The following is a 17,501-nucleotide window of genomic DNA, read 5'->3' as shown; positions in this document are numbered from 1 at the left end:
AAGATCAAAGGGGAGATTTGTATGGTGAAATATATCATCAAACGATTTTTGATGATGGTCGTGACAGTTTTAATTATTGCAACTTTAACATTCTTTTTAATGCATGCCATTCCTGGGTCACCCTTAGACAGTGATCGTACGACGAATCCAACAATTCAAGCAAACTTAGAAAAATTTTATAAGCTAGATCAACCACTTTCAAAGCAATATTTAAGTTATTTAGAGGCCATTGTAACATTTGATTTTGGTCCTTCGATTAAAAAGCCAAATGAGACTGTGAACAGTTTGATCAGCCGAGGTTTTCCAATATCATTCGAACTTGGAATGGTTACGATATTAGTCGCCGTTATATCTGGGGTGATATTAGGAACTTTAGCAGCACTTCGCCATAATGGTGTAATCGATTATTTTGCCATGACGTTTGCTGTAATAGGGATATCATTACCAAACTTTATCTTGGCTACATTACTAATTAAGGTGTTTGCAGGAGAGCTGGGCTGGTTCCCAGCAGCAACTTGGGAAAGTCCAAAGCATATGGTGCTACCAACACTCGCATTAGCAACAGGTCCAATGGCTATTATAGCGAGGCTAACAAGAGCCAGTATGCTAGAAGTATTGACGCAGGATTATATTAAAATGGCAAAAGCAAAGGGACTAAAGCCGTGGAGAATTATTGTACGCTATGCATTGCGTAATGCAATGATGCCGGTTGTAACGATAATGGGAACGATGTTAGCCGGAATTTTAACAGGAACGTTTGTTATTGAGAAGATTTTCGCCATTCCTGGTATGGGGAAATATTTCGTAGAAAGTATTAATAATCGTGATTACCCAGTAATTATGGGAACTACGGTGTTCTATAGTGCGTTTTTAGTTTTTATGTTGTTCTTAGTGGATATTGTTTACGGTATTTTAGATCCACGTATCAAATTGCATAAAAAAGCAGGTGATGCATCATGACGAATGTGCACGATATTGAAGTAAAAGACGAATGGTTTAAACCCAAGGAAAAAGATATAGAAAAAGCAGAGAAAGTTGTCCGTCCATCACTTTCATATTGGGCAGATGCATGGAGACGTTTAAAGAAGAATAAATTAGCAATGTTTGGCTTATTCTTTTTAATTTTCTTAGGACTAGCAGCTATTTTTGTACCAATGTTTTCTCCACATTCAGTAACAACTACTGATTTTCCAAATCAAAACAAAGCGCCTTCAATGAATAATTGGTTTGGTACAGATGAGTTGGGACGAGATGTATTTACGAGAACATGGTATGGGGCACGTATTTCATTATTTGTTGGATTAATGGCCGCTATTATTGATGTTACGATTGGTATTATCTATGGAGGAATCAGCGGTTATAAAGGCGGCAAAGTAGACTTATTTATGATGCGTATAATTGAGATTTTATATGGTTTACCACATTTATTAGTCGTGATCTTACTTTTGGTAGTCATGGAACCAAGCTTAACAACGATAATTGTCGCATTAACGATTACCGGTTGGGTTGGTATGGCTCGAATTGTACGTGGTCAAGTATTACAGATTAAAAATTATGAGTTTGTAACGGCTTCTAAATCATTTGGGGCTAAAACATTCAGAATTATCAGAAAAAATTTACTTCCAAATACAATGGGGCCTATTATTGTTCAAATGACATTAACAGTACCTAGTGCAATCTTTGCAGAAGCATTCTTAAGTTTTTTAGGTTTAGGTATTCAAGCACCCTATGCTAGTTGGGGGGTAATGGCAAATGATGCATTGCCAGTTATTTTATCAGGTTACTGGTGGAGATTATTCTTCCCTGCATTATTTATAGCGATTACGATGTTTGCATTTAACGTTTTAGGTGATGGGTTGCAAGATGCACTGGATCCAAAACTTAGGGGGTGAGAGGGATGACAAGTAAAACGCAACAAAGTGATGAACAACTTCAAAATCTCTCTACAGCAGTTGGTAAGAAGATTCTAGAGGTTCAAGATTTACACGTAACCTTTAAAACTTATGGTGGTGAAGTTCATGCTGTCCGGGGCGTAACCTTTGATCTGCATGAAGGAGAAACGCTCGCTATAGTAGGAGAATCTGGTTGTGGGAAAAGTGTAACATCTAATGCCATTATGGGACTGATTCCTCAGCCTCCAGGCAAAATATCAAATGGCAAAGTATTTTTTAAGGGTAAAGATTTAGCGAAGTTAGATAAAAAGGGATTACGGAAAATCCAAGGGGTAGATATTTCAATGATTTTCCAAGATCCTATGACGGCGTTGAATCCAACTTTAACAATTGGGGAGCAGCTAACAGATGGTCTTAGAACCCATAAATCGATTAGCAAAACTGAAGCCGATAAAAAGGCGATAGAAATATTAGATTTAGTAGGCATTTCAAATCCGAAAGAGCGCCTAAAACAATTTCCCCATCAATTTTCAGGTGGGATGAGACAGCGAATTGTTATTGCAATAGCATTAATTTGCGAACCGACATTATTAATCGCAGATGAACCAACAACTGCTCTCGATGTAACAATTCAAGCACAAATTCTTGAGATATTTGAAGAAATTCAACAAAAAACCGGGGTCTCTATTATTTTAATCACACATGATTTAGGAGTAGTAGCGAAAATCGCAGATCGTATTGCTGTTATGTATGCAGGCAAGATTATAGAAATCGGTACGAAACGTGAAATCTTTTATCAGCCGACTCATCCATATACAAAGGGCTTATTAAATTCAGTACCACGACTAGACTTGTTGGAAGAAGAACTAGAACCTATAGAAGGAACACCTCCAGACTTATTTGCACCACCAAAAGGATGTGCCTTTGTAGCACGTTGTCCATTTGCGATGGAAGTGTGTGATTATGTACAACCGGGGACAACTTATCTATCTACAAGTCACTATACAGATTGTTGGCTGCAAGATGCACGATCAAAGGGGTTATTTGATAAATAGGTGATGGGCACTTAGTGCTTCACATAAATATAAAAAGGGGAAAGAGGGGAAATGTATGAAGAAAAAATGGCTTCCGTTAGTATTCATTTCGATGCTGATTCTTGTATTAGCAGCATGTACAGCAACCAAAGACGCAGGTAAATCAAAAGACACATCAAGTGATGGGAAAAAAGGAGAAAAGGTTTTACGATTAAATAACAGTGTTGAACCAAACTCATTTGATCCTTCTGTAGCGTTTGATGCAGTGTCATGGGCCCCATTAAATAACTTAATGGAAGGTCTAGTTCGTTTAAATGACAAAAACACGCCTGAACCAGCAACAGCAGAGAAAATTGATATTTCAAATGATGGATTAACGTATACATTTACACTTCGAGATAATGCAAAATGGTCAAATGGTGATAAAGTAACTGCTAGTGATTTTGTTTACGGATGGAAACATATGCTAGATCCAAAGACAGCTTCTCCCGCGGCATTTTTAGCCTATGTTATTGATGGTGCTGAAGCATACAACACTGGTAAAGGTAAAGCTGAAAATATTGCAATCAAAGCAAAAGACGATAAAACGTTTGTCGTAAAATTAAACGCGCCTACTGAAGCTTTCTTGAACATTATTTCAAATCCAAGTTTCTTCCCAGTAAATGAAAAGGTGGCGACTGAAAATCCAAAATGGTTTGCAGAAGCAGATTCATTTGTTGGTAATGGTCCTTTCAAATTAGCATCTTGGGAACACGATTCTAAAATGGAATTTACAAAGAATGATCAATATTGGGATAAAGATACTGTGAAATTAGACAAAGTTGAATGGGCAATGGTTAATGATACAAACACTGAATATCAAATGTATCAAAATGATGAGTTGGATATTTCATCTGTACCATCAGAACTTGCTGCAGAATTGAAAGACAATAAAGAACTTAAGATTGAAGACCAAGCAGGCATTGCTTTCTATCGATTTAATGTAGACAAAAAACCATTTACAAATGAAAAAGTTCGTAAAGCATTTGCTTTAGCTGTAGACCAACAAAATATTGTGGACTATATAACAAAACAAGGTCAAAAAGCTGCACATGGTTTCGTAAGTTATGGCATCTCGAATTCAAAAGGTGAAGATTTCCGTGAAGCAACTGGCGATCTAATCACTTTCAACAAAGACGAAGCGAAAAAACTACTTAAAGAAGGTATGAAAGAAGAAGGTTGGTCAAAATTACCAGCCGTTACTCTTACTTATTCTACTAGCCCGGATAATCAGAAAATTGCTGTAGCACTTCAAAGTCAATTTAAAGAAAATCTTGGTGTAGATATTAAACTCAAAAATGTTGAATCTGGCGTATTTATGACAGAACAAAAAGAGTTGAAACACCAATTATCACGTTCATCATTCTTATTTGACTATGCAGATCCAGTGAATGCAATTGAAAGCTTTATCACAGGTTCTTCTATGAACCGGACAAACTGGTCAAATAAACAATTCGATAAATTAATCGCTGATTCTAAAAAAGAAAAGGATAATGATAAACGTTGGAAAATGCTTCAAGACGCAGAAAAAATATTAATCGATGAAGCGCCAATTGTTCCACTTTATTTCTACAATCAATTAACGTTGCAAAAACCGTCTGTAACTGGTGTTGTTCGTCATCCAGTAGGTTACTTAGAGCTTAAATGGGCAGATAAAAAATAACAATATTGCGGTGTCACTCTGTGGCACTGCTCTTTCTCTCTTAAATAAGATGATAATTTTTCATGAGTACTACCTTATCGTTTTATTTATGAAAGAAAGGGAGGTAATAAAATGAAACGTCAACCAAAGAAATTACAGCCTGGGGATACAATCGGTATTATTGCACCTTCAAGTCCACCGAATTTAAAGAGTTTAGAGCATTCATTGGATTTTTTACAAAAACTAGGTCTTAATTATAAGTTTGGAGAATCGCTGTTCCAAGTAAAGGGCTATCTAGCTGGGACAGATGATGAACGATTAAACGACCTACATCAAATGTTCGCAGATCCGAGTATTGCAGGGATTATTTGTGCCTGTGGGGGATACGGAGCGGCTCGCTATACAGATCGCATTAATTTTGATTTAATCGCACATAATCCAAAAGTATTTTGGGGATATTCAGATATTACATTTCTACATACGGCCATTGGGAAATATTCTGATTTCATAACATTTCATGGTCCAATGCTCGCTTCAGATGTCGGAAAAGATTCATTCAAGGAAAAATCCGCAAAGATGTTCGAGCAATTATTTGAGCCAACAGTACTCCAATATAATGAGTCTTTTGCATCTATTGAAATGTTTCGTCCAGGACAATGCCAAGGGGAGTTAACAGGGGGGAATCTTAGCCTGTTATCAAATGGAATTGGTACAAAATATGAAGTGGATACAAAAGGTAAAATTCTTATTATTGAAGATATAGACGAGGAACCATATCGAGTTGATTGTATGCTAAATCAGCTCAGACAAGCAGGGAAATTTGATAATGTTGCAGGTGTTATTATTGCTGACTTTAGCCATGCAGAACCAGCAAAACGAAAGGTTTCATTGACATTAGATGAAGTATTTGAACATTACTTTGGTAAGCTTTCAGTTCCAATTGTGAGAGATGTCAAGATTGGGCATTGTCAGCCCCATTTTGCAGTGCCACTTGGAGCAAATGCATTTTTAGATGCGGATGAAAAAACAATCACAATACAACCAGGAGTTCAATAACAAAACGGGGTGGGAAAAAATGATCATTCGTTCAATCGAAACGTTTCAAGTAGCAGTTCCTTTGAAGAAAGCTTTTAAAACAGCATTACGCACGGTTACTGTCGCAGAAGCAATCTATATTCGTATTCAATTAGATAATGGTAGAGAAGGATTTGGGGAAGCGCCACCAACACATGTTATTACAGGGGAATCGATGGCAAGTATTCAATTTGCAATTGAAGAAGTTTTCAAACCTTTGTTGATAGGAAAAGATTTACGTTATCATGAGCAACTTTTCCAATCACTTCATCGTTCGATGGTTCATAATACGAGCGCAAAGGCAGCTATTGATATGGCATTATACGATTTATTGGCACAAGAGGCTGGCTTACCTCTTTATCAATATTTAGGTGGTGCAAGATCCGAATTAATAACAGACTATACGGTTAGTGTGAATACGCCAATTGAAATGGCCGAGGATGCAACACGCTATGTACGTGATGGCTTTCATATTTTAAAGATAAAAGTTGGTATTGGCGAAATTGAAGAAGATATTAAGCGAATAAAAGCAATTCGCAAAGCTGTTGGCTTGGATATAAAACTTCGCTTAGATGCAAACCAAGGATGGACAGCAAAAGAAGCTGTTAGAGCAATCGGGCAAATTGAAGACGAACTACTGAATATTGAATTTATTGAACAGCCTGTATTAGCCCATGACATCGAGGGATTAAAGTATGTAACAGACCATACATTGACACCAATTATGGCTGATGAAAGTGTGTTTTCTATATATGATGCAAAACGAGTTATTGAAATGAGAGCAGCTGATTTGATTAATATTAAATTGATGAAAGCTGGTGGCATATATCAAGCATTGAAAATTGCTTCTTTGGCTGCAAGTCATGATATGAAATGTATGACAGGGAGTATGATAGAAACGAAGTTAGGGGTTGGAGCAGCTGCTCATTTTGCAGCGAGTCAATCGAATATCATTCACTATGATTTTGATGCACCATTGATGTTAAAAGAGGATTTGCTTAAAGGTGGTATACAATATGAAGGTTCTAAAATTACATTTGATACTGCACCTGGATTAGGGATTGAACGGATAAACAAAGGGGGAAATTAATATGACAGTTTTAAATAACCTTTGGCGTTGTGCAGTGCCAGTAGCTACAGTATGGACATCACCAGCATCTGCACGTGATATTGATGTGGCGGGTACTGGAAATCCTGTAAACCTTGTAAAATGGCTTGAAGCCTTGCAGTATAAGGAAAGGTTAGACCTATGTGAGGAGAATCGTGTGCAAACACAACTACTTTATGGAGAAGAAGTGATTGTTGATGAGATTATTAAAGATTGGGCAAAAATTGTTGCAATTCATCAACCATCTGCCAAAGATCAAAGGGGATATCCGGGATGGGTCCCTTTAACACAATTAATTGAGAGTAATGGTTCAGAATCAAATAAATTTGCCATCATTACAGCTGATAAAGTTCAATTATGGACAGAGGATGAAATGCCATTACTGGTACTACCTTTTAATACAATTCTTCCATTACGAGACGAGAGTTTAAAGTACTATCATGTTGATACACCAAATGGTAAAGCATATTTAAGTAAAAATGGGGTAGAGATAACATCTAGTAGAGCAACTGGAAATCCTACGACCATGGAGCAAGCTGTTATTAAAGGCACAGCATTCCTGGATTTACCTTACTTCTGGGGAGGCATGTCATCATACGGTTATGATTGCTCAGGTTTTACATATAACATGGCAAAGGCATCAGGAATCATTATTCCAAGAGATGCAGGGGAACAAAAAGAAGCCGGTCAAGCAATTGACAAAGGAAATCCAGATGAATGGCGAATTGGTGACTTACTATTTTTTGCAAACGACTTTGGTAGAGCACCTGTGCGACATGTAGGATTTTACTTCGGGGGTGGGAAAATGATTCATTCTCCACAAACCGGGAAGACTGTCGAAATCATTCATTTATCTGGCACAAAGTTCGAAGAGGAGCTTTGTGGAGTAAGTCGATATCAAGCAGAACTGGGGTGAAGACATCATGACGAAGGAAGTAATATTATCAGTAGAAAATTTAAAAAAACATTTCGATCTAGGAAAAGGCAGTACATTAAAAGCTGTTAATGGCATCAGTTTTGATATCTTAAAAGGGGAGACATTTGGGCTTGTTGGCGAATCTGGATGTGGGAAGTCAACAGCAGGTCGAACTATTTTAGGTCTATATAATCGTACTGAAGGTAAAGTATTATTTGAAGGCAAAGATGTTCATGAACAATCTGGCAAAGAACGCGATCGAATGTTGAAAAATATGCAGATGATTTTCCAAGATCCATATGCTTCTCTAAACCCAAGATCCACTGTTTTTGAAATTATCGCAGAACCGATGGAAGTCCATGGATTGTACAAAGATAAAAGCGAGTTACGTAATCGTGTTTACGAACTATTGGAGGATGTAGGTTTAAATAGAGAGCATGCCAATCGTTATCCGCATGAGTTTTCAGGCGGGCAACGGCAACGAATTGGTATTGCTAGAGCTCTTGCGTTAGATCCGGAATTTATCATTGCTGATGAACCGATTTCAGCATTGGATGTGTCAGTTCAAGCATCTGTTGTTAAACTATTACAACGTTTACAAAAGGAAAAAGAACTAACTTATTTGTTTATCGCTCATGATTTGTCGATGGTCAAATATATTTCTAGTCGTATTGGGGTTATGTATTTAGGTCAGATGGTAGAATTGACGACTTCAGAGCAACTTTATCATGAGCCGCTCCACCCATATACACAAGCATTATTATCTGCAATTCCTATTCCAGACCCGGATATAGAAGAACAAAGGGAACGTATTATATTAAAAGGGGAATTACCAAGCCCTATTAATCCACCATCAGGCTGCGTATTCCATACTCGTTGTCCAATGGCACATGAAGTTTGTAAGCATATTGAACCAAGATGGAAAGAAAAGGAGCCAGGACATTTTGTTGCCTGTCATTTATATGATGATGATGTGATGAAAGCAGAGAAAGAAGCTTCTACGACAGAAGTGTAAAATAGTAAAAACATACTAACATTAATAGTAGAAGTGAAGGAAGGTTGAACAGCCCCTTAGATCAATCTAGAATCCGTATTAAAAAACGACCAATTTCACACCCAAAAAGGTCGTGTAAAAGCTGAGGAAATTGATGCAGTTATTGGTGAACGCATAGCCCCTCTTGTTTATTATATACAGATACAGAGTACCAACTAAAAAAATACTTTTAAGCAGTTCAGTAGAGTTAAATAAAGTGTTTTAGGAATATTTGTAAAATATATTTAATTATCATTTTCTGTTATCCAACTAACAGAGTAAATTAGTCTACTAATAAGTATTATTACTTTTCGAACCAATTTAAGGTATTATTATAATTATTTAGTAGATATTTTAGATGGATTAGGAGTGATTATTGTTGGTAGCCTCGGTGATTGTATTAGACCTTGATGGGACATTATTAAATAGTAATAAGCAGGTATCTAATAGAAATCTTAATGCGGTGTTAAACTGTTATAAGAGTGGGAAGAGAATAATAATAGCTACCGCAAGACCTCCAAGGTCAGTTAAAACTTTCTTACCAAAGGAAATTTTAGAGGTTTCATCTTTTGTTTTCTATAACGGGGCATTCATATTAGATAAAAAGTTAGGATTAGAAGAACACAATTCAATACCGAAAGAAAATTCAACAAAGATTCTAGCATATTGTAATGAATTTTTACCACAATGTAAAATTAGTATTGAGGAAAAGGACAAATGGTATTCCAATCAGGAAATATCTGATTCTTCAATATACAATCTAAAGTTTAGTCCCAATATATTGCCAACTGAACAATTAAAAGAAATTAAAGCAACTAAAATACTTCTATCTGATTTCGATAAGGATAAGCTTGAAAAGCTACAATTAATTTTGGGAGAAGAAGTTAATTTAACCGTAACTGATAATGGTAAACTGATTCAAATAATGAATAAAGATATTTCTAAGAAAACTGGGGTACTAAGATTATGTAGCTATTATGGTGTAAATCCTTCTGAAGTTATTGTCTTTGGGGATGACTATAATGATATAGAGATGTTTAGATTGTCTGGGTATGCCGTTGCAATGTCAAATGCAGTTAGTGAACTAAAGGATATAGCGAACGAGGTAACAGATACAAACGATAATGATGGTGTTGCTAAAGTTTTGGAAAGAATTATTTAACCCTTAGCAAACTAAAAAGTAGAAGACAACATACTTGTTATGAATAAACACCTAAATATTAATATAACACTTATTAAGTATAAAGTTTCTTGTAAATTAATCTTGTCATTTGAAAAATGTATGATCATTAATTTAGGCCGTTTTCTCAAAGATTGTTGCTTATATGGTTACAAATAAAAACAGAGCTTGATCTACAACACGTGTAGAATCAACTCTGTTTTTTAACTAAAATCCCTATTAGCTGAAGAAGAATATTAAAATCAGCTATATTTCCACATGTGCTTGTTCATTGGTTAGTATTGCTGTTGTATAGTCTCCACCATGGATTTGGGAAAACATCTTACCGGCAGCATTCAATAGCTTTGTACATTCCTCTTTGGATACAGATGGGCGAAGATAGAATAATTGAATAGCATCAGTGGTGTTTTCCGTAACTGAGGTGCGTTTTGAATCGACAAACGGACTACCAAATGGTCCTTCAGTATCTCTTGAGTAGGCGATATTCTTCAATGAATTATAACGGCCATTTAATCCTTCATAGCCTGTTTTTTCATCTCCAAGTGCAATCGTAATATCACCATCTATTAAACTGCCATCGTAAATACCAATTGGAATTTCGTATTGAAGTGAAAAGAAATTATTTAAATCAACAGCTGAATGGAAAGGCGTTAAATAATTTTGCTTCGATACACGGCGCATTAAGCTTTCTGTAGAATGGCGATATCGATTTTGATCAGCACCTAATGCTTTCCAGGTAGTACGCCATTCTTTAATGCCAGGTCTTTCGGTAACTGGTTGTTCTTGTAATTCCAAATATAGGTTTTCTTGATACAACTGTGTTCGACCTTTAATCATTTGAGGAGATTCTGATACGACAATTTTGGTATAATGAATAATGCCGATTTTAAATGTAGGTACTTTATTTGTTATGGATGAGTCCAATGTAATTTTAGTCACTATACATCACCTAATCATATATTTTTTTCCAGTTTATCATAGAGAGGGAGTGAAACCAAATGAACATCATCGAACTAAAGCATCAAGTATTGGCCTATGCAAAAAGCATTGGTATCGATAAAATTGGTTTTACTTCTGCTTCACCATTTAGCGAACTAAAAAATCGTTTACGCCGCCAACAAGAGTTAGGTTATCAATCTGGTTTTGAAGAATCAGATATTCCAAAACGTACAGAGCCGCAGTTGTTGTTAGAAGAAGCGGAAAGCATCATTGCAATTGCAATTGCTTATCCATCTAGAATGAAGGATGCTCCTCAAGGGAAAAAAGGTGCAAGAAGAGGGATTTTCTGTCGTGCATCATGGGGGACAGATTATCATACAGTTTTACGTGAAAAACTCGCCTTACTAGAAGCTTTTCTTCAGGAAAAGGTACCTGGTTGTCGTCTACGTTCAATGGTTGATACAGGTGAATTATCAGACCGAGCTGTTGCTGAACGTGCAGGGATTGGATGGAGTGCAAAAAACTGCGCCATCATTACACCTGAATTTGGATCTTATGTCTATCTGGGAGAGATAATTACCGACTTGCCATTTGAATCAGATGAACCGATGGAAGATCAATGTGGAGATTGTCGCCTTTGCATAGATGTCTGCCCAACTGGTGCACTTGTACAAGGTGGTCAACTTAATTCACAGAAATGCGTCGCTTATTTAACCCAGACGAAGGGCTTTTTACCAGATGAATACCGTGCTAAAATAGGAAACCGTATTTATGGCTGTGATACTTGCCAAACCGTTTGTCCGAAGAATAAAGGGAAACTTAATTGGATCCATGATGCGCTTAAACCAGAACCAGAAATTGCAAAGCCGTTATTAGAACCCCTACTGACAATTTCTAATCGTGAATTTAAAGAAATCTATGGCCATATTTCAGGCTCGTGGAGAGGGAAAAAGCCAATTCAACGCAATGCGATTATTGCACTGGCACATTTTAAAGAAGCGTCAGCTTTACCTTCTTTAATAGAAGTTTTCCAAAAAGACGAGCGTCCAGTTATTCGAGGTACTGCTGCATGGGCAATTGGCAAAATCGGTGGAGAAGGTGCAAAAGAAGTATTACAAGAAGGCTTACTTCACGAAGAAGATGAAGAAGTTCAAATCGAAATTCAAAAAGGTTTAACATTTTTAGCAAAAAAATAAAGGAAGTGTCTCGAAGTGTCTTTACACATCGTATTATATCAACCAGAAATTCCAGCAAACACAGGGAATATTGCAAGAACTTGTGCAGGAACGAATACACATCTACATCTAATTCGTCCATTAGGATTTTCAACAGATGATAAAATGTTAAAAAGAGCAGGTTTAGATTACTGGAATAGCGTCAATATCAAATATTATGACTCAGTAGAAGAATTTTACGAAAAGAATACTGATGGTTCAATCTACTATATTGAAACTTTCGGTACGAAACCTTATTCTGACTTTGACTTTAGTAATCCTGAAGAAGAAATTTACTTTATGTTTGGGAAAGAAACAACAGGTATTCCGAAAGAATTAATCCAAGATCATCAAGATAAATGCTTAAGAATTCCACAAAGTGAAAATGTGCGTTCATTAAATTTATCAAATACAGCAGCGATTGTTATTTTCGAAGCCTTACGTCAACAAGGTTTCAAAGGAATGCACTAATTATTTTATTGTTGAAAGTACCAGCGCTATAGCAAATATCAACAATTATTTAACAGCTTCTATATATAAAAAGAGGGCAACCATTATAGGTTGTCCTCTTTTTATATGAAAAAAATTATTTGTTAGAAGCACCTTGTTTGTCTTCATAACCAGCAGTAAAAATTGCAACTAAGAATGACAAAATCACACCAAGAATTAAAATTAATTTCATGGAAGTACCCTCCTAATGATAATGAAAAAGTTCTCTTCAAGTATATCCTAATTTATAGGGAAATGATACTTCAATTGTATTTTAAATATGGCGGAAATCGCTCATTGTTCGTACATGTTTTATGATGCATAACCCTTATGATAACAGGGAATAGATAATGACAGACTAGTGATAAAGGAGATTGATGACAATGAGTAAAGATGAAAAACAAATTGAAAATGGGTCGATGGCAACTTCATTTGAAGACGTTCAAGCACTAGGAAAGCAGATGGAAAAAAGACGTGAGGAAGCTGAATTAGAAAGAGTTGGGCGTGATCAAGACCCCGAACAATTTGATGATAAATAGAAAAGAGTTGTCCAAAAAATGATTTTGGACAACTCTTTCTGTATTAATGTTGTAAGAAAATTAGTTGAATCGCAAATAAGATTGCAAAGATATATAACAATGGATGAACTTTCTTTGCTTCACCTTTAACGATTTTTAAAATAGGATAGGCTATAAAACCAAAGGCAATCCCAGTTGAAATACTTGATGTTAAAGGCATGATTAAAAGTATTAGGAAAGCAGGAAAAGCCTCATCGAACTGATGCCACTCAATTTCTTTTACTGAAGAAATCATTAATGTACCGACAATCACAAGTGTTGGTGATGTAATTGCAGAAACACCAGAAACAGATCCTACCAAAGGACCAAAGAAGGAAGCGATGATAAATAGGATAGCAACCGTTAGAGTAGTTAAACCAGTACGCCCCCCTGCAGCAACACCTGCAGAAGATTCAACAAATGCTGATGTTGGGCTAGTACCAAACATCGCCCCGATTGTTGTGCCAAGTGAATCAGCTAATAGAGCTTTACGTGCACGTGGTAATTCATTTCCTTTCATCAAACCAGCTTGCTTCATAATCCCAACAAGTGTACCAGTTGTATCAAATAAAGTGACTAAGATGAATGAAAAAACAACTCCATATAAGCCGTAATGAATGACATCACCAAGAGCATCAAGTGGATTCCAGATCAAAATATCATTTGGTAAATGAGGCTTAGCTACGACTTTATCAATTTTTAGTTGACCAGTAATTGCAGCGACAATTCCTGTAATAACCATACCGATAAATAAAGCACCTCTAACATTACGGACCATCAAAATAACCGTAATGATTAAACCAAATAAAGTTAACATAACGCCTGGGGCGGTTAGATCTCCTAGAGCTACTAAATTACTTTCATTTGCAACAATTACGCTGCCCATTCGTAAACCTAAAAAAGCAATAAATAAACCGATACCGGCGGTAATCGCACGTTTTAAGTTTTCGGGAATAGCAGTAATAAGCTTTGCACGAAGCGGAGTTACCGATAAAATTATGAAAATAATACCTGCAACAAATACAGAAGAAAAGGCAGTCATGTAATCAATCTTACCTTCAGAAGTTAAAACAACAGAGGTGAAATATGCGTTTAAGCCCATACCTGGAGCAATCGCAATCGGATAGTTAGCACATAATGCCATCCATAAAGTACCGACAACAGCAGAGATAATGGTTGCCATAAATACTTGGTCTACAGGAACTCCTGCAGCTGATAAAATAGCAGGATTCACGATAATAATATATACCATGGTAAGAAACGTTGTAATACCAGCAATAATTTCAGTTTTGACGTTTGTACCATTTTCTTTCAGGTGAAACAATGAAATACCTTCTTTCTAAAATCCGAACATTTTGAACAACATTTAATATAATATTCGCTTTTATATAAGATTGCAACCCTTTAAAAAAAGTCGTTATTCTCGAAATACTTTGACAATGTTTGTATAATAAGATTACCCAAAAGGAGGTAACAACATGTACTCAATAACATCAACAAAAAAATTACATAATGGTATTGAAATGCCTCGATTCGGATTAGGTGTATACAAAATGGATGATCCAGAGGAAGCATTTAATTCAATAAAAAAAGCACTAGACACTGGCTATGTCGCAGTAGATACAGCAGCTTTCTATAAAAATGAACAACAAGTTGGAGAAGCTCTTCGTACATCAAATAAGAAAAGAGAAGATATATTCATCACTTCAAAAGTTTGGAATACCGACCAAGGCTATGATGAAACATTAAGAGCGTTTGAGAAAACATTGACTGAACTTAATACAGATTATTTGGATTTATATTTAACACATTGGCCTGTTCCAGAGAAATTTACAGAAACTTATCGTGCGATTGAAAGACTTTATGATGAGAAACTAATCAGAGCAACAGGCGTTTCAAATCATGAAATACATCATCTCGAGAAATTATTTGCTACAGCTAACATCAAACCAATGGTCAATCAAGTAGAATTGCATCCATACCTTTCACAAGTGGAATTGCGCAATTACTGTAAAGAAAATGATATCGTCATCACTGCATGGTCACCACTAGGTCGTGGTCACGTACTACATGATGAGACAATTGCAGAAATCGGCTCCAAATACGGTAAATCTATTGCACAAATAATTATTCGTTGGCATCTACAAAGTGATCATATTGTTATACCAAAATCAGTGACACCAAGCCGTATTGAAGAAAATGCAAATGTATTTGATTTTGAATTAACTTCTGAAGATATGGCAACAATTGATAACATTAATCACAATGAGCGATTTGGGTCACATCCAGATCATTTTAAGTATTAATAGGGAAACTTTTCTATGAAATTTTCAAGATATATCAATATCATAATGCAAAATTTATACAAAATATCCGAACATTTAGGATATCCAATTTTGTTCATTGTGAAGCGAAAGCCGGCGAGTCCTCGAAAATGCATTCGCATTTCCTTCGTGCGATGTAAATTCAGTGAAGTTCATTCAAAGTCCTACGGAATAAGCTTGAGCTGAAAGCCCCGCAGGAAGAAATTCTTTTGTTAAAAAGAATTTCTTGCGACGAAGCTATCGAAGCGATGCAGGAGCACATCTTTTAAGGAACAAAGCCTAAGAACGCCACGTCCTGTGGCAACGGCTTCGTGACCAACTTCGTGTTGGCCCGAGGAGATTGAAGCCAAGCCCGTGGAAAGCGCCGTCTGTAGCGGAACATCCAAATCTGATTAGTGAAAAGTAATGTGTTGAAATGTTCGTATTAAAAAAACGAAAATGGATTTATGAAATTAACTCAGATATATAAAGATGGCTTTTTGTTCAAATTAGAACGAGAAGTCGTCTTTTTTCATTCTCTTTACATGGATATTTTTAGTAGTGATACTAGATATTTCGTTGTAAGATAAAGGTAGTGAGTGAATAAAAAGGAGAGAGAACGATGAAGTTATTAGTAGATCGTGTACAGCATACGAGACGCGCACTACGTGAGCATATGTTAGAAACAATATTCAATGAATTTGATGTGGAATGTATGGGATTAGATGATGACAAACGTAAAGTGAAATATGGGGAAATGATAGAAAGCCCATTTCGTTTCTTCCGAGGCAGTGCCTATTTGTTTTATTATGATGTAACTAAAATTCCATTTCCTTATCATACACCAATAGATAAGCCAGCTTGGATTCAAGGGGATTTACATATGGATAACTTTGGTTGTTTTCAAAATGAAGCAGGCGAAATTGTTTATGATGTGAATGATTTTGATGAAGGCTATGTTGGATCTTATTTGTATGATGTATTTAGAATGGCGGTCAGTATCGCTTTATATACAGATGCGGAAGGGCTAAGTGAGGATGAACAAAAAGCACGTATTGCTCACTATTTACATAGTTATTACAAACAATTGCAGCGCTTTAAAGACAAGATAGATGATCCATTGACGTTAACTTTTACGCAAGAGAATACAAAAGGCCCTGTAAAAAAAGTATTGAAGAAACTTGGAAAAAGACAACACGATCATTTATTAACAGACATCACATATATCAATGAAGAAGGAAAGCGTGTTTTTAACTGGAATGATGAAATCCAGCCTGTAACAGATGAAGAACTAAAGGAAATTCAAGCAGTTATGAAGCAATATTTCTTGACGATTGATCCAGAGAACAAGCAGAATCCTTCATATTATCAAGTAAAAGACGTTGCACGCAAATATGGTACAGGCACCGCTTCAATTGGGCTAAATCGTTTTTATATTCTTATTGAAGGTGGACAAGAAGCGGGTGGTACGGATGATTTAGTATTAGAAATGAAAGAAGTGCGTACTTCCATTCCTGCTTATTTCTTACCATATAGTGATGTATTCTGGAAAAAACATGCACATCAAGGAGAGCGTGTAGTTGCAACTCAAAAAGCTATGCATCATTTAGAAGATCCTTATCTAGGTTATGTGACTATAGAAGATAAACATTTTTACATTCGTGAACGCTCACCATATAAAAAGAAAGTAAAAGCAGATAAGCTTGTTACATTAAAAGACTATGACCAAACACTAAAAACGATGGGACGGGTTACTGCAAAAATTCATGCTCGAGCTGATGCGGACATTGAATCTGTACTATTAACACATCATAGTGAAGTTGAAATTATAAAAGCTATTGGCAATGTCGATCAGTTTGTTCGTGATATTACATATGCTGCTGTTAATTATAAAGAGCAAGTGAAATATGATTACACATTGTTCTGTCAGTGGGTACAAGAGAAGTATTAAAAAGCTATTGCCTTCGCCTTAATAAAATCTAAGGGCTATCTTAAAAGTGATTGTCTACACTTTTAAGGTAGCCTCTTTTTGCTCGTTATATCTAGTTAGTTTGGTTCTATACTATCTGTTGGGGTATACC

General features: G+C 36.1%; 16 protein-coding genes. 14 read left to right on the top strand and 2 right to left on the bottom strand.

Going from position 1 to position 17,501, the window contains the following annotated elements:
- The first annotated feature begins 21 nt into the window (after positions 1-21).
- The 9 genes from Q8X41_RS09440 (at position 22) to Q8X41_RS09400 (ending at position 9,900) form a co-directional block, all read left to right on the top strand.
- A complete protein-coding gene (locus tag Q8X41_RS09440) occupies positions 22-960 on the top strand; it encodes an ABC transporter permease (RefSeq protein ID WP_397539979.1) in 939 nt (312 codons plus the stop codon).
- Complete coding sequence (locus Q8X41_RS09435) at positions 957-1,892, top strand: ABC transporter permease (protein ID WP_397539978.1); 936 nt, start codon at positions 957-959, stop codon at positions 1,890-1,892. The genes Q8X41_RS09440 and Q8X41_RS09435 overlap by 4 nt, the downstream gene beginning before the upstream one ends.
- A gap of 5 nt (positions 1,893-1,897) precedes the next feature.
- Positions 1,898-2,947, top strand: coding sequence for an ABC transporter ATP-binding protein (locus Q8X41_RS09430; protein WP_397539977.1), 1,050 nt, complete (start codon positions 1,898-1,900; stop codon positions 2,945-2,947).
- A gap of 55 nt (positions 2,948-3,002) precedes the next feature.
- Positions 3,003-4,628 carry a peptide ABC transporter substrate-binding protein gene (locus Q8X41_RS09425; RefSeq protein WP_397539976.1) on the top strand — a complete coding sequence of 542 codons (1,626 nt, stop codon included), beginning with the start codon at positions 3,003-3,005 and terminating at the stop codon, positions 4,626-4,628.
- A 111-nt stretch (positions 4,629-4,739) separates the two neighbouring features.
- Positions 4,740-5,663: an LD-carboxypeptidase gene (locus Q8X41_RS09420; RefSeq protein ID WP_397539975.1), complete on the top strand. Its 924-nt coding sequence runs from the start codon at positions 4,740-4,742 to the stop codon at positions 5,661-5,663.
- Between the two features lie 19 nt (positions 5,664-5,682).
- Positions 5,683-6,771 (top strand): mandelate racemase/muconate lactonizing enzyme family protein, encoded by a 1,089-nt coding sequence (locus tag Q8X41_RS09415; protein WP_397539974.1) that lies wholly within the window; start codon positions 5,683-5,685, stop codon positions 6,769-6,771.
- Between the two features lies 1 nt (position 6,772).
- Positions 6,773-7,705, top strand: a complete 933-nt coding sequence (locus tag Q8X41_RS09410) for an NlpC/P60 family protein (protein ID WP_397539973.1) — start codon at positions 6,773-6,775, stop codon at positions 7,703-7,705.
- 7 nt (positions 7,706-7,712) lie between these two features.
- A complete protein-coding gene (locus Q8X41_RS09405; protein ID WP_397539972.1) occupies positions 7,713-8,720 on the top strand; it encodes an ABC transporter ATP-binding protein in 1,008 nt (335 codons plus the stop codon).
- Positions 8,721-9,117: 397 nt separating this feature from the next.
- On the top strand, positions 9,118-9,900 hold the full coding sequence (locus Q8X41_RS09400) for an HAD family hydrolase (RefSeq protein WP_397539971.1): 783 nt from the start codon (positions 9,118-9,120) through the stop codon (positions 9,898-9,900).
- Between the two features lie 264 nt (positions 9,901-10,164).
- Here Q8X41_RS09400 and Q8X41_RS09395 read toward each other — a convergent pair whose 3' ends face one another.
- Entirely contained in the window at positions 10,165-10,857 is a 693-nt protein-coding gene (locus Q8X41_RS09395; protein ID WP_397539970.1) for a B3/4 domain-containing protein, read from the bottom strand.
- Positions 10,858-10,916: 59 nt separating this feature from the next.
- Between Q8X41_RS09395 and queG the strand changes: the two genes are divergently transcribed.
- From queG to Q8X41_RS09380, 3 genes are all read left to right on the top strand, one after another.
- Entirely contained in the window at positions 10,917-12,053 is a 1,137-nt protein-coding gene (queG, locus tag Q8X41_RS09390; RefSeq protein ID WP_397539969.1) for a tRNA epoxyqueuosine(34) reductase QueG, read from the top strand.
- A 15-nt stretch (positions 12,054-12,068) separates the two neighbouring features.
- A complete protein-coding gene (gene trmL, locus Q8X41_RS09385) occupies positions 12,069-12,542 on the top strand; it encodes a tRNA (uridine(34)/cytosine(34)/5-carboxymethylaminomethyluridine(34)-2'-O)-methyltransferase TrmL (protein ID WP_397539968.1) in 474 nt (157 codons plus the stop codon).
- A 401-nt stretch (positions 12,543-12,943) separates the two neighbouring features.
- Positions 12,944-13,099: a multidrug ABC transporter ATPase gene (locus Q8X41_RS09380; protein ID WP_397539967.1), complete on the top strand. Its 156-nt coding sequence runs from the start codon at positions 12,944-12,946 to the stop codon at positions 13,097-13,099.
- A 43-nt stretch (positions 13,100-13,142) separates the two neighbouring features.
- Here the strand turns inward: Q8X41_RS09380 and Q8X41_RS09375 are convergent, their stop codons facing one another.
- Positions 13,143-14,441, bottom strand: a complete 1,299-nt coding sequence (locus Q8X41_RS09375; protein WP_397539966.1) for an NCS2 family permease — start codon at positions 14,439-14,441, stop codon at positions 13,143-13,145.
- 154 nt (positions 14,442-14,595) lie between these two features.
- Between Q8X41_RS09375 and Q8X41_RS09370 the strand changes: the two genes are divergently transcribed.
- Both Q8X41_RS09370 and Q8X41_RS09365 read left to right on the top strand, forming a co-directional pair.
- A complete protein-coding gene (locus Q8X41_RS09370) occupies positions 14,596-15,423 on the top strand; it encodes an aldo/keto reductase (protein WP_397539965.1) in 828 nt (275 codons plus the stop codon).
- 619 nt (positions 15,424-16,042) lie between these two features.
- Positions 16,043-17,371 carry a DUF2252 domain-containing protein gene (locus Q8X41_RS09365; protein WP_397539964.1) on the top strand — a complete coding sequence of 443 codons (1,329 nt, stop codon included), beginning with the start codon at positions 16,043-16,045 and terminating at the stop codon, positions 17,369-17,371.
- Positions 17,372-17,501 lie beyond the last annotated feature (130 nt).

The sequence above is a fragment of the Rummeliibacillus pycnus genome (genome assembly GCF_044359855.1).
GTDB lineage: Bacteria > Bacillota > Bacilli > Bacillales_A > Planococcaceae > Rummeliibacillus > Rummeliibacillus pycnus_A.
This window is presented reverse-complemented; position numbering and strand designations above follow the sequence as displayed.

What these genes read in the sequence shown, in the direction of transcription:
- Q8X41_RS09440 (WP_397539979.1), top strand. Translation starts at nt 22, where the DNA reads ATGGTGAAATATATCATCAAACGATTTTTGATGATGGTCGTGACAGTT.
- Q8X41_RS09435 (WP_397539978.1), top strand. Translation starts at nt 957, where the DNA reads ATGACGAATGTGCACGATATTGAAGTAAAAGACGAATGGTTTAAACCC.
- Q8X41_RS09430 (WP_397539977.1), top strand. Translation starts at nt 1,898, where the DNA reads ATGACAAGTAAAACGCAACAAAGTGATGAACAACTTCAAAATCTCTCT.
- Q8X41_RS09425 (WP_397539976.1), top strand. Translation starts at nt 3,003, where the DNA reads ATGAAGAAAAAATGGCTTCCGTTAGTATTCATTTCGATGCTGATTCTT.
- Q8X41_RS09420 (WP_397539975.1), top strand. Translation starts at nt 4,740, where the DNA reads ATGAAACGTCAACCAAAGAAATTACAGCCTGGGGATACAATCGGTATT.
- Q8X41_RS09415 (WP_397539974.1), top strand. Translation starts at nt 5,683, where the DNA reads ATGATCATTCGTTCAATCGAAACGTTTCAAGTAGCAGTTCCTTTGAAG.
- Q8X41_RS09410 (WP_397539973.1), top strand. Translation starts at nt 6,773, where the DNA reads ATGACAGTTTTAAATAACCTTTGGCGTTGTGCAGTGCCAGTAGCTACA.
- Q8X41_RS09405 (WP_397539972.1), top strand. Translation starts at nt 7,713, where the DNA reads ATGACGAAGGAAGTAATATTATCAGTAGAAAATTTAAAAAAACATTTC.
- queG (WP_397539969.1), top strand. Translation starts at nt 10,917, where the DNA reads ATGAACATCATCGAACTAAAGCATCAAGTATTGGCCTATGCAAAAAGC.
- Q8X41_RS09380 (WP_397539967.1), top strand. Translation starts at nt 12,944, where the DNA reads ATGAGTAAAGATGAAAAACAAATTGAAAATGGGTCGATGGCAACTTCA.
- Q8X41_RS09370 (WP_397539965.1), top strand. Translation starts at nt 14,596, where the DNA reads ATGTACTCAATAACATCAACAAAAAAATTACATAATGGTATTGAAATG.
- Q8X41_RS09365 (WP_397539964.1), top strand. Translation starts at nt 16,043, where the DNA reads ATGAAGTTATTAGTAGATCGTGTACAGCATACGAGACGCGCACTACGT.